The organism is Acidisoma sp. 7E03, from assembly GCF_054665075.1.
This window is the reverse complement of sequence record NZ_BAAFHE010000020.1, coordinates 15,399-30,451: the sequence shown is the minus strand read 5'-3', so window position 1 is coordinate 30,451 and position 15,053 is coordinate 15,399. Positions and strand designations below refer to the sequence as shown.

The 15,053-nt window shown below is 64.5% G+C and carries 12 protein-coding genes and 1 pseudogene; 3 read left to right on the top strand and 10 right to left on the bottom strand.

The features are described 5' to 3' along the window. Positions 1 to 429 precede the first annotated feature (429 nt). The 4 genes and pseudogenes from ACYQ6W_RS21170 to ACYQ6W_RS21155 form a co-directional block, all read right to left on the bottom strand. Complete coding sequence (locus ACYQ6W_RS21170) at positions 430 to 654, bottom strand: hypothetical protein (RefSeq protein ID WP_459678111.1); 225 nt, start codon at positions 652 to 654, stop codon at positions 430 to 432. Between the two features lie 33 nt (positions 655 to 687). Next, a pseudogene (locus tag ACYQ6W_RS21165) lies at positions 688 to 1,481 on the bottom strand (DUF6671 family protein). Positions 1,482 to 1,559: 78 nt separating this feature from the next. Continuing rightward, positions 1,560 to 3,986 (bottom strand): YbcC family protein, encoded by a 2,427-nt coding sequence (locus tag ACYQ6W_RS21160; protein WP_459678110.1) that lies wholly within the window; start codon positions 3,984 to 3,986, stop codon positions 1,560 to 1,562. Positions 3,987 to 4,007: 21 nt separating this feature from the next. Beyond that, positions 4,008 to 5,567, bottom strand: a complete 1,560-nt coding sequence (locus ACYQ6W_RS21155) for a proton-conducting transporter transmembrane domain-containing protein (RefSeq protein ID WP_459678109.1) — start codon at positions 5,565 to 5,567, stop codon at positions 4,008 to 4,010. Between the two features lie 107 nt (positions 5,568 to 5,674). Between ACYQ6W_RS21155 and ACYQ6W_RS21150 the strand changes: the two genes are divergently transcribed. Beyond that, a complete protein-coding gene (locus tag ACYQ6W_RS21150; protein ID WP_459678107.1) occupies positions 5,675 to 6,556 on the top strand; it encodes a LysR family transcriptional regulator in 882 nt (293 codons plus the stop codon). Positions 6,557 to 6,696: 140 nt separating this feature from the next. Here ACYQ6W_RS21150 and ACYQ6W_RS21145 read toward each other — a convergent pair whose 3' ends face one another. The 6 genes from ACYQ6W_RS21145 to ACYQ6W_RS21120 form a co-directional block, all read right to left on the bottom strand. Beyond that, positions 6,697 to 7,176, bottom strand: a complete 480-nt coding sequence (locus ACYQ6W_RS21145; protein ID WP_459678106.1) for a TspO/MBR family protein — start codon at positions 7,174 to 7,176, stop codon at positions 6,697 to 6,699. A gap of 40 nt (positions 7,177 to 7,216) precedes the next feature. Beyond that, the gene (locus ACYQ6W_RS21140) at positions 7,217 to 8,374 is read right to left on the bottom strand and encodes an SDR family oxidoreductase (RefSeq protein ID WP_459678105.1); all 1,158 of its coding nucleotides are present in this window, start codon (positions 8,372 to 8,374) and stop codon (positions 7,217 to 7,219) included. Between the two features lie 125 nt (positions 8,375 to 8,499). Next, a complete protein-coding gene (locus ACYQ6W_RS21135; protein WP_459678113.1) occupies positions 8,500 to 9,282 on the bottom strand; it encodes a carbohydrate ABC transporter permease in 783 nt (260 codons plus the stop codon). Between the two features lie 64 nt (positions 9,283 to 9,346). Beyond that, positions 9,347 to 10,216, bottom strand: coding sequence for a carbohydrate ABC transporter permease (locus tag ACYQ6W_RS21130; RefSeq protein WP_459678104.1), 870 nt, complete (start codon positions 10,214 to 10,216; stop codon positions 9,347 to 9,349). Positions 10,217 to 10,223: 7 nt separating this feature from the next. Further along, positions 10,224 to 11,489, bottom strand: coding sequence for an extracellular solute-binding protein (locus ACYQ6W_RS21125; protein ID WP_459678103.1), 1,266 nt, complete (start codon positions 11,487 to 11,489; stop codon positions 10,224 to 10,226). Between the two features lie 119 nt (positions 11,490 to 11,608). Beyond that, positions 11,609 to 12,922, bottom strand: coding sequence for an ROK family transcriptional regulator (locus ACYQ6W_RS21120; protein WP_459678102.1), 1,314 nt, complete (start codon positions 12,920 to 12,922; stop codon positions 11,609 to 11,611). A gap of 97 nt (positions 12,923 to 13,019) precedes the next feature. On the opposite strand from ACYQ6W_RS21120, the gene ACYQ6W_RS21115 reads away from it, so the two are divergent. Together ACYQ6W_RS21115 and ACYQ6W_RS21110 are read left to right on the top strand one after the other, a co-directional pair. Beyond that, positions 13,020 to 14,063, top strand: a complete 1,044-nt coding sequence (locus ACYQ6W_RS21115) for an SIS domain-containing protein (protein ID WP_459678101.1) — start codon at positions 13,020 to 13,022, stop codon at positions 14,061 to 14,063. 2 nt (positions 14,064 to 14,065) lie between these two features. Next, positions 14,066 to 14,998 carry an ROK family protein gene (locus ACYQ6W_RS21110; RefSeq protein WP_459678099.1) on the top strand — a complete coding sequence of 311 codons (933 nt, stop codon included), beginning with the start codon at positions 14,066 to 14,068 and terminating at the stop codon, positions 14,996 to 14,998. Positions 14,999 to 15,053 lie beyond the last annotated feature (55 nt).

The following is a 15,053-nucleotide window of genomic DNA, read 5'->3' as shown; positions in this document are numbered from 1 at the left end:
GAGGCCGAAGCACGCTACTATGCCAGCCTTGAGGCCATGTCCTTAGCCGCGTAACTTAAACCAAATGGCCTCCGGGAAACCCGGTGCGGTTCACATGGGCATGAAACGCCTGGATTTGGTCGATGTCTCGTAGCATCGTGGATGTCCTCCAAGAAGGCGTGCCCATAGATCTCAAGGGTGCGCCATCTCTTAGTGCTCCACGAGCGACCTTTGGCGGTGCAACATGACCTGCACCCCCGCCCGCGCTGGCGTCTCTCGCTCCCTCTGCCGACGCCATCCGACTATTGTATCGAAATCTCCCACCGTACTCCATCGTCATCGGACGGCAGCCCTTCGGCATCAGGCGATCTTCCGACGTGGCGTGATGGATCCATCGACGCACAGTTCGTTGGTCAGAAAGTTGTCAGACATCCAACTGTGGTGCGCGCCTTAGCCAAACATCCCGGTCAGCAAGGCGTCTGCCCGCCCGCGCAGCACGATGGCAAGAAGTTCAAGGTCGTTGAGAACAGCGACGGGGTCCCGCGGCAGCGCTTCCCTGAGCGCAGTTTTTAGCCAGTCACTCATCCCCGGATGATCAAGGATAAAGGCGATCTGTGCGTCGGCCTCCGAGTGCATGCCCTGCGCGGAGGTCTCTGCGTCAACCATCGTGTTCATGGGTCGAACTCCAACGAAATGTCCTGAGGACTGTTAAGGATTGCAGTCGTCACATTGCCCGGGATCTGCGGTCGTCTGATCGCGGTTTGGTCGCTCGACGCCGTGACTGCAGTACTGGCACCTGAGGATCTCGCTCCTGGTCACACGCGTCGGCGCGCCACAGTCGCGACAAGGAAGGCCCGAAACCGTTCCGTCACGTCGAAACCTGGATACGCACAGGCCGGGCAGCGGCTGTGAAAGCGCCGCACGAGGTCTCGCGTCGCGCGCGCGATCGCCGCCATGCGGGTCGGATTGCGATGCGCACGCATGTCCGTTTCGAGAAAGGCTGTCCCACACTGGTGGCACGCCTCGCGGACCGCCGCTGCCAACGCCTCACGATCCAGGAGGTCCTTGCGGAGAAACGCGTCAGGCGCCGGCTCACCCTCGCGGCATCCCAGGACGATCACACCATGTTCCGGAAATCCGACACCTTCGGCGAAGGCAAGGGCATCCTGGCAATGGCGCGCAGCCCCCTGCGAGAAGTTGGTGTGCGGGCTTGTATCGAAGCCAATGAGCTCCAATCCATTCTCGCGGTCGATCATCATGACGATCTCGTGCCCCATCGCGAAAAACGGGACGTGGGGATGAGGGCCGAAGCTTCCTTCGCTCGCCAGTCCTACCCGCGCGCCGGGCGTGCGTTCAAACCCCGCGGCGATTTTGGCCCGCGCTGCGGCGCGTTGGGACCCCTGCCGCTCAACCTCACGGCTAAAGGTCCCGAAGCGATCCGTATCCACCCCGCATGCCAGTTCAACGTGAAGACCAAGCCCATCCAGCAAGATCGGCGCCATGACGCGTTCCTTCGCGTGCATTGTCGTCAGCACGCCGGTTTGGCGGTGATACTGCGCGAAGGGTATGCGCCTCACGGATCAGACCGCCAGCTCGAGAGACGGCAGGACCTGCGGCGCTTCTCTGCTGTCCATCTTCGACCACTGGAGGTCTCCCACATAGCGCCAGGCCATACGTCCACTGTCGTCCAGGGCGAAGAGGTGCAGCCATCCATTGTCGAATAGGGCGCGCACTTGGGGATGCCTGGACAGGATCTCCGACATGGCCTCGCGCGGCGCTTCGACGCAGACGGAGAGGCGCAGCGGATCATGAACGTAGCGCTCGCCGTCATGGACGGATTGCCAAGGCAGGCCGACACGTAGAAGTCCGCCATTGCCCTCGACGACGCCAATCCCGCCGGTGACGTTATGCAGAAGCTTGTTGCCGCCGCCGAAAACATCGGGCGCTACGGTCGAGCCATAATATTGCAGGCTGATCCAGCTCGCGACGACAACCGGCGCAGTCAAGATCAGTTCGAGCACGCCGAAGCGGCTGTCCTGCTTCCAGTCGTAGTCGTGCAGGAACGCCCGCCCGCTCAGGCTCTTGCCGGCGGTGCGCCAGCGGGGTGCGGCGATGAACGCCTCGCAGCCGGCAAGCCCCCATTCCGGCCGGGTCTCCGCCCAGTCGTGGCTCCTCCGATGGAGAGCAGTCTCGCCCTCAGCCCGCGGCAAGCGCAGGGCCCGTTCGGTCCGGGCGCGTTTGCCCGCCGCCGCGAGCCAGGCTCTTGCCTGGTCAAGGTCCGGCCGATGGCTGAGCGAGGCATGATCCTCGTCATAGAGCGTCACCGAGTCCGTCGTGGTGTCGTGCAGCGCCGCGACGAAGAGAGTGTCGTCTGGGATCGTGATGCCAATCTGCGCCAACCCCTCCCGCACCGCCACGTCGTTCAGCAGCGCGGCGAGCAGGCGGGCGTTGACCTCTCCGGAGTAGCCACCGCAGGCACCGCAGTGCAGCGCGCTCGCATGCGGATTGTTGACGACATTGGCACCATGTCCGACCAGCATCACCAGGGGCGCGAAGTTGCCGGTGAAGGACATTGCGCGGAGCACGGTTTCAGCCGCCTGCAGCCGTGCCTCCAGCGTAAGCGCGGGTTCGAACCGAGGCGGCGGGTCGCTATGCGGCTTGGCGCCATGTAGACCCAAGGCATTGGTCAGGAGCTTGCCGGCATAGATAGGACCGGTTGCCTCGACGAAGGCGAAGGAGGAAACCGCCGCGAGTTTGAAGCGGCCCCAGGCCCGCTTAGCGCGCGCCTTGAACCGCGTGGACTGATCCTTGGCCTGGAGATCCGCGCCACCCGCGCAGGACCGAACCGCGGGGTTGAGCAGCACGGGCAGCCGCCTCTCTTCGACCTCCGAGGCAAACCGCCGGTGCGCGGTAGTCAGACCGAAAAAGCCAGCGAAGCCCATCGTCTGTATCCGCGGGTGTAGCCCTTCAAGCGCCCGCCGGAAAACCTCCGAGCGGACATCGATGCAAAAGGCGGCCTGGAGCAGCGGCCGGTCATCGTCCGGCGGCAACGATTGTTCGGCAAGGGTCTGCGCGAGCGCGCGCTGTGCGCCGCGCTCGGCGGCGTCCTGAAGCACGGCATCGACCAATAACTCAGGTGACGGCTCAATCGGTGCAGCATGCGCCGCCCGCACCTCCGTCCAGGCATCCAGGATGTCGCCCTCGTACCGCAGAAAGAGCGCTTCCTCCCAGATCAGCCGGATCGCCAGGAAATCCGTGAGCGTCTCATCCGCGCCGCCCGCGAGTTCGGCCTGCCATAAGCCGTAGCGCGCGTATTGCGCCCAGCCGCCAAGCGTCATCAGCATCTGATGGAAATAGGTCTCGGAAGCCTCGGCACCGAGGCCGAGCCGGACGACAGCGCGTTCGACCATGCCCAAGGCTGTTTCAGGCGCCTCGAAGACGTGCAGGGCGAAGCCGGGCAGCCCTGCGATTTCGGGTGTGATGTCATGGGTGGCAATGGCCCGCCAGGCGGCATAGGCGCCCTTCCCCTTCGGCGCGGCCCAAGGCGCCTGCCCCTCGTCGAAATACCCGGCTGCCCAGGCGCCGAAACGTTCGGCGATGAGACCCGACCAATCGATGCCAGACACGCGCGCCGCCAAATGGGCGATCGTCGGAAGCGGCGCCGGAAGCGGTGTGGCCCTGCCGGCGGCGACCTTCAGGGCGGTCACATCGGCCGCTCCCGCCTGCATCCCAGCATGCGCCAGCGCCGCCGCGAGATCCGCGTCACTGATCGCGCCGGTCGCGATCTTCTGGGCATACCAGCTCCGGGGCATGGTGACGGCGGCGCCGGCAGTTCTGGCGAGCCGCGCGGCGACCTGGGCGAGAGGTTCATCCGTCTGGCCGAGAAAGGGATGGACGGCGACGCTGGATGCCAGAGGCCAAGCCGGCGGGATCGCCCGGGCGGCGCGGTCCATCGCTTGTGCTAGGACGTCGGGGGCAGGCCAGGTCGAGAGAATGGCGTTGGTCATCAGAGTTCTTCCTGGCGCGGGTTAGGATGGATTGCGGATGGACCAGCCGCCGACCAGCCGGTCGAAGACCGCGTTGGCGTAGAGTCCGTTCGACAGATGGACGCGAAGGCCAGCGGCGGCCGGGTGGTTGGCCCAGAGTGGAAACATGGCCTGCACGATGGCGACGAGACCGAAGCTTGCGACCGCCAAGGTGATCAGCCCCCATTCGAGCGGCCCAGGCACTGGCGGCGGCGGCAGAACATGCGTGGTGATCGCGACCGCGACCCATTGCAGGGCGAAGTAACTGACCGAGGTTGCGGCTGCATAGATGGCCGTGCGCTGCGTGAGTGCGCGGGGCGCCGCATCCGCGAAGCCTTGGGCCAGCATATAGGCGACACCAAAGATCAAGATGGCGCCGAGGGCGATCGCCTGCGGAGACTTATGCTCGAAGCCGAAGCATGCGCCGCAGAGAACGTAGATCGCGAGGGCGGAGAGGAAGGCCCGCGCCACCGCGCCTGCCTTGGGGATGGCGATCGGGCCTGGCCTGCGGATCGCGGCGACCCTCTCCACGGCCCCGCCGGAGGCGAGGAAGGAATGCGCCTTGTAGAGCGAGTGCGCCACGATGTGCAGTAGCGCCAAGGGGAAGAGCGCGAGGCCGCATTCCAGGATCATGAAGCCCATCTGGGCGACGGTGGACCATGCAAGCGAGGTCTTCACCGCCGGCTGCGTCAGCATGACCAAGCTGCCGAAGAGGGCCGTGAAGCCGCCGATGACGACCAGGGCGGCCAGCACGCCAGGCGCCAGCAGCATGACGTCGGCAAAGCGGATCAGGAGGAAGCCACCGGCATTGATGACGCCGGCATGGAGCAGCGCCGACACCGGTGTCGGCGCCTCCATGACTTCGGTGAGCCAGCCATGGGTCGGAAACTGCGCCGACTTCACCACGGCGGCGAGCGCCAGAAGGCCCGCTGCGCCGACCGCCAGCGCGCCGCCTGCGCCGCTGCGTGCAGCCGACAGGATCGTCCCGAGGTCACCACTGTCATAGGCCGCGATCAGCAAGCCAGCGCCGACGATGAGCGCCGCGTCTGCAAGCCGTGCAGTGATGAACTTCTTCCAGGCCGCCCGCTGGGCTGCGATCCGTTCGGGATAGAAGACGAGCAGCCGACGGAGAAATAGGCTGGTCGCAATCCAGGCGGCCACGAGTTGGAGAAGGTTGCCGGCAATCACCAGCAGCATCACGGAGGCGAGCGTCAGGCAAAGCCAGCCGGTGAAGGGGCCTTGGGCCGCCTCTCCGTCCAGATAGGTCCGCGTGTAGCGGACGACGATCCACCCGACGAATGCCACCAGAAGCAGCATAGTGGCGCTGACGGCATCCAGCCTGACCGACAGTCCGAGACCCGCGAACCCGACCAGGGCGCTCTCGCCCGCGCCCCACAGGGCCACCGCGCCCGCTGAGAGAACCGCCGCGAGCAGGGAGAGGAGCGTGGCGGCCTCCGCCGATTTCGGGATGTGCTTTGGTCGCCGGCCACGGTCGAAGAAACCGAAAGCGCCCGCGAGGATCAGCAGAAAGGGTGCCGCCAAGGGCACGAGAAAAAATGGCATGGACCGCCCTCTGAAAGCGAAAGACTGTGCGAGGCCGTCCGTAGCGGATCAGAGACCGCCAGAAAATTTCATTGTTTCTGGAACAACGTTCGCTTTAATAGAACGACATGAGGGACCTGAACTACAACCACCTGCGCTACTTCTGGGCTGTGGCGCATGAAGGCAGCCTGACGCGTGCGGCCGAGCGCATGAATCTCTCGCAATCGGCACTTTCCGTGCAAATTCAGAAGCTTGAACACCAGATGGGCCACCCGCTGTTCGAGCGGGCCGGCCGAAAGCTCGTTCTCACGGAGGCCGGTCAGATCGCCCTCGACTATGCGGATACGGTCTTCAAGGCCGGCGAGGAACTGATGAGCACGCTGCAGGGGCGGCCGCTCGCCACCCGGCAGGTTCTCCGTGTCGGCGCCCTCACCACGCTGTCGCGGAATTTTCAACTCGAATTTCTGCGCCCGCTGGTCGGCCGCTCGGATGTCGAATTGATCGTCCGTTCCGGCAACATCCGGGATCTGCTCGCGCAACTGGAGGCGCACGCCATCGATGTGGTGCTCGCCAACAGCGCGGCGCCGCGCGATGCACGATCCCCGTTGCGCAATCACCTGCTCAACGAACAGCCTGTGAGTCTTGTCGGCCATCCGCGCCCGGAGGGGCGACCGTTCAATTTTCCTGACGATCTAAGATCGGAACCCATCCTTTTGCCGAGCCTCGAGAGCGACATTCGTGTGGCATTCGACCGCGTCCTCGAATTGGCAGGCATCCGGCCGATCATCCTGGCGGAAGTCGACGACATGGCGATGCTGCGACTCCTGGCGCGTGAGCGCGAAGGCATCGCCCTCGTGCCGCCGATCGTCGTCCGCGATGAACTGGAATCGAGCGTGCTCGTCGAATATTGTCGCATACCCGCCGTCACGGAAACCTTCTACGCCATCGTACAGAAGAGACGGTTTCCGAACCGCCTGTTGGGCGACCTGCTCCCGGCTTCCAGGACTTAGATAAAGCGGAAACCGAACCCAATAACGGCTCGCGGGCCCTGCGTCATTTTCAGGATCTCGCTGCGGCGCGGGCGCTGGAAGGCGCCGTCCGTTCGCTGCTGCGGACAGGTTAAGGCGCGCCCGGGTTCGCTGCTGCCGCGTCAGTTCCGCCGCCAAACCTCTTCCTGCAGGAAAGACGCAAAGGCCACCCATAGAGCCAGCGGCACGAAAGCGGCGGCCGCCTTGCTGTCCACGGCCTTGGCAGCAGCGACGAGGCTGATCGAGGTCGCGGCCATTCCCCCGGTCACTCCCAAGGCCTCACCCAGGCGCTTCCGGCCGAAGAAAACCCAGGAGAAGCTCCCGACGCCGAGGACGGAGAGCCCCCAGAGCCAGAGGGCGGCCAAGCGCGCCGCACCGGGTTGCTGCATCATCAACCTGGCGCCCCCATAGGCGAGCAGACCGTCGAGAACACCCCACGCACCGCCGAATACGGGGCCAGGCGGCGTCACCGCAGGCTTCCGCAGGCGCGCGTACCAGATCGCGGTCCTCGGACGTGTGGGTGTCGGCCCGAACCGGCCGCCCGCTACCGCCGCAGCGCCAACCGCGAGTGAAGCAACCGTCCAAGCCCATCGCGTCTGCATCATCTCCCCCGGCGGCTCGCCACTGTCCAATCTCCTCGATCTACGCCCTCCGCGCGCCCCGCCCTCGCCGCATCAGAAGGAGCGCAGCCAGACCAAGGGCCACGGCCGCCGTGATCCGCGGGTGCAATTGCGCTTCCAGAGCCAGGCTGGTCGATCGTGTGAAGGGATGGAGGCTGCTGTCCTGAGCGAGATCTTCGCGGACTTCATAGAGATTGTCGCGCTCGGCCGGATCACCCGCGTGGTCGGTCGTCATCGTCGCCCGGCCGGCGCGCGCCGTGATCCAGTCCATGAGACGGGGAGCCAGCAGATTGCCGACCACCAAGCTGACACCGCCCGCACCACCAATGCTGAGATCCCGCACCGGATTTTCGCAGGCGTAGGCGATTGCCCTGGCGACCAGATGCGGATCATAGGCGGGTGGCGGATTGCGAACCCCCGGGGAGCCCATCCGATTGCGCGCATGATCGGTGAAGGGCGTGTTGATCGCGGCAGGCTTGATCAGCGTGACCGAGATCAGGTTTCCTTCGGCCTCACTCTCTCTGCGGAACGCCTCCGTAAAGCCTTTGATTGCAAACTTCGCGGCGCAATAAGTGCCCTGATAGGGAATTGCGATGTCGCCGAGGACGCTGCCGACATTGATGATTGCGCCCCCACCATTTTCCTTCAGCCATCGTGAGGCGACCAGCGTGCCATGCACCATGCCCCAGTATGTCACGTCGAAGAGGCGGCGCTGGTCTTCCAATGGCACGGTGTCGAGACGGCCATAGATGAAGCCGCCGGCATCGTTCACCCAAGTGTCGATCTTGCCGAAGGCTTCGGTCGCTTTCGTTGCGGCGCGCTCAAGCTGCTCCTTGTCGGCGACATCCGCTGCGGCGAAGTCGGCCTGGCCGCCATCCTTCCGGATATCGCTGCACGCGGTCTCCAGCGCCTCCTCATTGCGAGCGATGAGAAAAACCTTCGCTCCGTCACGCGCGAGGCGCTTCGCCGTCACCAATCCGACGCCGGATGTGCCACCGGTCAAGATGACCACTTGCTGATTGAGAGGCTTGAGTTTCGGACGGGGCATCGGCCTGACCTTCACAACGTCTTCAGAATGGAAAAGCGCGTAGGCTCTGACATTCGGAAGATGGATCGCCCAACCGCCCAAAACAGCGCAACCCGCGCGTCTTGGGAAAAAGATGCCGTGATGATTCGCCACATCCGGGCGCCGCGATGCGTTTGAAGGACAAGGATCGCCCCCAAGCCGCTTCGTCGGCCGCGCAGGCAACGTCTTCGTGATCTTCCACCAAGCCGGCGCGGCTCATCCCGGCCTCGCTGGCGAGGCTAGCCCTTGACGCCGCCTGTGGTGAGGCCGGCGACAAGCGCGCGCTGCAGGCAGGCGCCGATGATCACGGCCGGCAGCGCCGCCAGGATGCCCGCGGCCGCCAAAAGCCCATAATCCGACACGCGTCCGCTCGCGAGATCCGCAATCGCGACGGTGATGGTCTGCGCCGAAGAATCACTCGTGAAAATCATGGCATAGAGGAATTCGTCCCACACCATCAGCACGGAGAAAAGAATGGTGGTGGCGATGACGGGCCGCGCCAGCGGCAGCGTGACGGCAAGCCAGGCGCGCCACAGAGTGGCGCCGTCGATGGCTGCCGCCTGTTCCAGTTCGGCCGGGATCGCATCGATGCCGCCTTTCAACAGCCACGTCGTGAACGGCAAGACGATCGTGCTGTCGGCGATCATCAGCGCGAAAGGCGAGTTGAGCAAGGAAAGGCTGGAGAAAACGTGATAAAGCGGCACCACGAATAGCAGTGGCGGCAGCATGTAGGTGGCAACGACCAGCATCAGCACCTTGTCGAGCCGACCCTCGCGCCGGGAAAACAGCCAAGAGGCAGGAAGCGCCAGAGCGAAGGATACGATCGTCGTGCCGATGGCGACTTCGAGCGTGTTGCGCAGCGCCGAGAGGAAGACTTGGCCGTCACTATTGGCGGCAAGGCTCAGCAGCCGATGATAGCGCGAAAAGTCCAGCTGCCTCGGTATCCAGTGCAACGGCAAGGTGGTCAGGTCACGCGTGCTGCTGATACTCATGATGATCATCCAGAGCAATGGCAGCAGCACGACCAAAGCGACGAGGATCATGCCGGAATAGCCGGCAATCCTTGCTGTACGGCTCAGCTTCATGTCAGGCGGCCGTCTGCTGGGCCTGGGTCGCCCGCATATAGCCCCCGATCAGAACGACGCTGATTGCGACCGAAAGAAGCGCAATGGCGGCGCCATAGCCTGCATTGCCGAAGGAAAACGCCTGTTCGTAGACCATGATACTGAGAGATTTAGTGGCGTTCGCCGGGCCGCCGCGCGTCATCACCCAGATGATGTCGAAGACCTTGATCGTATCGATCACGCGCAGCACGGCTGCGATCATCAGTGGAGTAAAGATGGCAGGCAGGATGACCGTGCGGAAGCGCAGCCAGGCCCCGGCGCCGTCCACGAAAGCCGCTTCCTTGAGTTCACGCGGCACGTTCTGCAGGCCCGCAAGCGTGACCAGGGCAACGAAGGGAAAGGTCTTCCAGATATCGGCGCCGGCAATCGCCGCAAGCGCGAGCCCAGGATCACCCAGCCAGCTCCGATAGGCGCCGATGATGTGCAGCTGTGTCAGCAGCGCATTGAGCGCCCCGAAATCGGGATTGTAGATGACACGCCAAGCCATGGCGTTGATGACCGTCGGCAAGGCCCAGGGAATGATGAGGATGGCGCGCAGAATGCCGCGCCCACGCAGCGGCAAGTCCAGCAACAGACCCACCAGCAGCCCGAGAACCATCTCGATCGCGACCGTGGATAGGCTGAAGATCACCGTGACCATGAGCGCGTGGCGGAAGCCATGCGAGCGAAAGGCATGGGCGTAGTTGGCCAGGCCGACGAAGCGGCCGCTCGCGTCTCCCAGCTGCGCATCCGTGAAGCTGAGCCAGACGGTCTGGACCAGCGGCCATCCGATGACGGCCGCCAGACCCAGAAACAAAGGCAAGAGAAGAAGAAGGGACCGCCGGCCAAGCATGAAGCGGCTAGTCGCCCGTGATGGTATCGGCCGCTGCTTTCAGCGCCGCAGCGGGCTGCGCCTTGCCGAGCAAAGCCTGCTGGATGTTCGTCTGCAGCGCGGCGGAAAACTGCTGGTAATTCGGCACGAAGGGACGCGGGAACAGCTGGGCCTGTGTCGCCTCCATGGCCTTCGCCATCGGGCCGAGTGGACCGTTCATCAGCGCAGGCTCATTGAAGGAGGATTTCCACATCGGGATGGCATCGGCCGTATAGGCGTCCTCCACCTTCTGCGAGGTCAGATAGGTGATGTAGTCCCAGGCGGCCTCTGCGTTCTTGCTGGCTGTGGGAATGCCGAGGCCCATCGCGCCATTGACCGAGGAGATGGTGCTTTTCCCGGGCACGCCAGGTGCAGGCTCAACGCCGACCTGACCGACGACTTTGGATTCTTTCGGATTGTTGTTGGCCAGTGCCCACATATAGGACCAGTTGAGCGCGAAGGCGGCCTGGCCCGCGGAGAAGACGCGCCGCACGTCTTCTTCCAGGTATTCGGTCGAATGCGGATTGCTGACGCCGGACTTCAGGGAGTCGACCATGAAGGTCAAAGCATCAAGCCCCCCGCCCGTCTGGAAGGCGGGCGCGCCGGAACTGTCGATGAACTGGCCGCCATAGGCATTGAGGAGAACCGCATAGTCGCAGATCAAGGCCTCCGCCTGGCTCCAGCTCCAGGCGATCGGGTATTGGAGAATGCCCTTCTCCTTGATGATCTTGGCATCCGCGATCACGTCCGGCCAGGTGGTGGGCACCGTGGTGATACCGGCCTTCGCCAGGATGGCCTTGTTGTAGTAAAGGAACTTGCTGTCGAGCAGCCACGGCAGGCCGTATTCGTGTCCCTTGTAGGTGACGGTCGTCCAGGCGCCGGGTTCGATGCCCGATTTCATGTCGGGCGTGATCCGGGCGGAGACATCCTGGAGAACGTGCTTGGCGGCGAATTCCGCCGGCCAGATCACGTCATACAGCACGACGTCATAGCCGTTGGCCGACCCCTTCGAGAGCAGGATTTTGTCATGCAGAGATTCGTACGGCACAAATTCCAGGTTGATCGTCACGTCCGGGTGCATTTTGACATAGGCCGCGGTCATGGCGCGAACATCCGTCTCGCTATAGCCGGCCTGGCTCATGAACAGTGCATGCAGCGTGGTCTTCGCCTGGGCCGCCCCGGCGAGGCCGAGTTGCAGCGCGAGAACGGAGGCGCAAGCGAGGAAAGAGCGTCTTTTGGATCTCTGAAGAGTCATTGGCGCGGTTCCTGTCGGTGTGAAGGCCATGAGGGCGTAACCAAGGCGGGCAGGGTGGGCTGGCGGCCAAGAATTAATTCAATTTTCTTTCTTAAATTGATCAGCTCAAGCGCGCACTGTCAACCATTCTCGCTCCCCTCGCCCGCAAAAGCCTCGGACCGCGGGAAGGGGCTGCCGAGAACCGCCTGAGCCTGGGACAAGGGCGCGGGGACCCCTGCCGCGCCTGGATTGGCCGGCACCTTCCACAAAAGACCGAGGCTGGGCTGGATCATCGCCGAAATCGGCAGCGCCGCAGCACCGAGCGCCGGCATGTCCTGGGCGGTTGCGACCGTCAGGCGCGCCAGGCTCCGGTGCACCCCGGGGTCAGGATAGACCGAGGGCAGCAAGGGTTGGGTCAAAGCTACCAAGCGGCTGAGCACGTCCTCCGGCATCCCGCCGCCGATGACGACGGTTTCAGGATCGAACATCACCTCGATGTTGTGGATGGCCGTGCGCAAATGCTGCGCCGCCTCCTGCAGCCAGGTCATGAACCGCGGCTCATTCGCGCTCAGGCAGGCGCTGAGTTCCTCTGGCCGGACCTGATCGGCGGTGCGCTCCATCCCGCCCACGGCCTCCCCCGCCGAAAAGAGCGAGCAATATTGTTCAAGGCAGCCGCGATTGCCGCAGGAACACGGGCGACCACCGGGCTTGACGATCATATGGCCGATCTCGCCCGCTCCGCCCGAGCCACCGCGGTAATGATCACCGTCCACGATCATGCCGCCGCCAATCCCGAAGCCGAAATGGAGATAGAAGAAATGTCGGGCGGTCCGGCCGACACCATAGAGCTTTTCGCCGATGGCGGCGGCGCGCGCGTCATTCTCTGCGATCACCGGAAGGTTGAGCCGGCCACTGAGGCTTTGGGCAAGCGGATAGTGCGGCCGGACATCGCCGGCCGCCATGGATTCGACGATCAGCACGCCATCGCGCACCAAGCCCGGCAACCCGCAGCCGACACCCCAAAGCTGCTCGCGTGGCAGCCTGGCCTGGGTCAGCAGTCCTTCGACCACGGTTTCCATGACACTCATCAGTCTTTCCAGCGGCAGCACGGGGGTTTCGATCGGCAGGCTAGCGGAGGTGATGACGTCGCCCGCGAGATTCACCAGGACGCCGCTCAAGGATTGATGTCCGAGATTGAGGCCGACGGCGTAGCCGCCTGTCGGCTCCAGCGACAATTCGACGGCCGGCTGGCCGCGCAGCCCCTGCCGGCGGTTGCCTTCACGGATCAGGCCCGCATCGCGCAACTCGGCCGAGATGTTCGACACCGCCTGCGGCGTCAGCCCGGTCAGGCGGGCCAGATCCGCGCGAGTGATCGCGCCATGACGCCGCACCGCCTCGAAAATCACACGGCGGTTCAGGGTCCTCGCATGCTCGATATTGGTGCCGTGGAACATAGCCCATCCTCAACCCAGCCGCCGCACGCCGTGACGCTGGTTAAATCATTCAAGTTGAATTATGTCTGGAGGCCAAGCGGGAATCGGGGAGTCACGAATGAAAATCGACCTCTACATGCGCGAGCAGCCGAAGCTGCTGGCCAGCTTGCCGACTGTTATAAGCCCAATCCTGTCGGGCGTGTCGGCCCTGGCCGTCAAGCCGGAGCGGCTTGTCCTGGTCGGCACCGGCTCCTCGATGAACGCCTTGGTTGCCGCCGCGACCGCGCTGGAACAGGCGACGGGCGCGCTCGTCACCTTCAAGGAGCCAGAAGCCTTCCTGCATCTGCCGCCGCGACAGAGTGCGGTGCCCACGCTCGTCATTGCCGTCTCTCAGTCCGGGCGCAGCACCAGCACGGTGGAAGCGGTCCGCCTGTCGGTCTCGCTCGGTTTCCCGACGCTGGCCGTCGTCGGCGAAGCGGGTAGCCCCTTGGCCGAGACCGGTGCCGATGTCGTGCTCATGCCGATCGGCGAGGAATTGGCCGGCCCCAAGACCAAGGGCTATACGGCCAGCGTTCTGACGGTTCTTGCCATCGCGGCCCATCTCGGCGGCAAGACAGTCGATACCGCCGGGCTGGAAAGCGCGCTGGAGACGGCGCTCGCCCAGGCCGATGCAGCCGCACAAGCGCTGCTCTCCACCTATGGCATTCCGGATTACATCCAGGTCGTCGGCCAGCACGGCCATCTCGGCAGCGCGCTGGAAGCCTCGCTCAAGATCGCCGAGATCACCGGCGTGCCGACGGCAGGCTTCGACATCGAGGAGGCGCTGCATGGCCATGTCTATGGCACCACCGAGCGCAGCCTGGTTCTGGTGATTGCGCGTGACGCACGGGAAGCGCAGGTCGCCGCCAATCTCGGCCGCGCCTTGACCGCCCTCGGCCCACGCCTCGCCATCTGCAACCTGTCGGATGAAAAGACACCCTACGATCTCGCCATCGATTGGCCGCCGGTGCCCGAGAGTTGGGCGGATGCGACCTGGGTGCTGTTTCCCTTCCAGTGGTACGCTTGGCACGTCGCCCGCGCAAAGGGCATGGAGCAGCCGGGAATGATCTATCCCAATCTCGGCAAGCAGCTGAACGTCAAAATCCGGCCGGTTGTTGCCTGATCATGGATAACGGGAATCGCATCGGCGTCGGTGTCGACATCGGGGGCACCGCGATCAAGTTCGGTCTGGTGGCAGAGAGTGGCAAGGTGCTTACCAAACGCGCCATCCCGCTCGACAAGTCTCTGCCCTTCGCGGCCTTTGCCAGCCAGTTGGGCGACGAGATCGCGGCCCTGCTGACGGGAGGTCGATCAGCCTCGGCAATCGGCGTCGGTGTGCCCGCCTATCCCAATCCCAAAACCGGCGGGCTGATGAAGTCCATCCCGAACGTGCCGCCCTTGACCGGCGGATCGCTGCGCGACGTCTTCACGGCGCGCTTCGGACTGCCGACGGTCATCGGCAACGACGGGGTTTGCGCGGCGGAAGGCGAAATGGTCTGGGGAGCGGGACGGCCGTTCCAGCGTTTCGCGGTGCTGACGCTTGGCACCGGCATCGGCGGCGCCGTCGTGATCGACCGCAAGATCATCGACGGCCCGAATGGCCTGCCGCCCGAAATCGGCGCGATCTGCCTCGATCCCTCGCGCACCGACCTGCCCGGGCCCATCCCCGGCACCTTCGAGTTTCTGGCGAGCGCCAGCGCGCTGTTGCGCCGCTACCAGACGCTGGCGGGCGACAGTGCCGTAGCGACATCGCGAGAGGTCTATGACCGCGCCAAGGCGGGTGAGGCTCTGGCCCTGCAGGTGGTGCATGAAGGCGGCCGATGGATCGCCCAAGCGATCGGCATGATGTCCAACATGCTCAACCTGGAAGCGGTGATCCTCGGCGGTGGCCTATCCGGCGCCGGCGACTTCCTGCTGGAGACGGTGCGTCCCTACCTCAAGGGCTTCTACTGGGCTCTCTTCGAACGGCCGCCGCAGCTGCTGCTGGCTGAAAATGGCAATGACGCCGGGATCATCGGGGCGGCGGCCATTGGCCTCGCGGCGCGGTCTGTCCCATAGCCCCCCTGAGCTGAGAGAGGCGCGCCGGGCGCTCTGTGCCCGGCCGCTTTCGAAG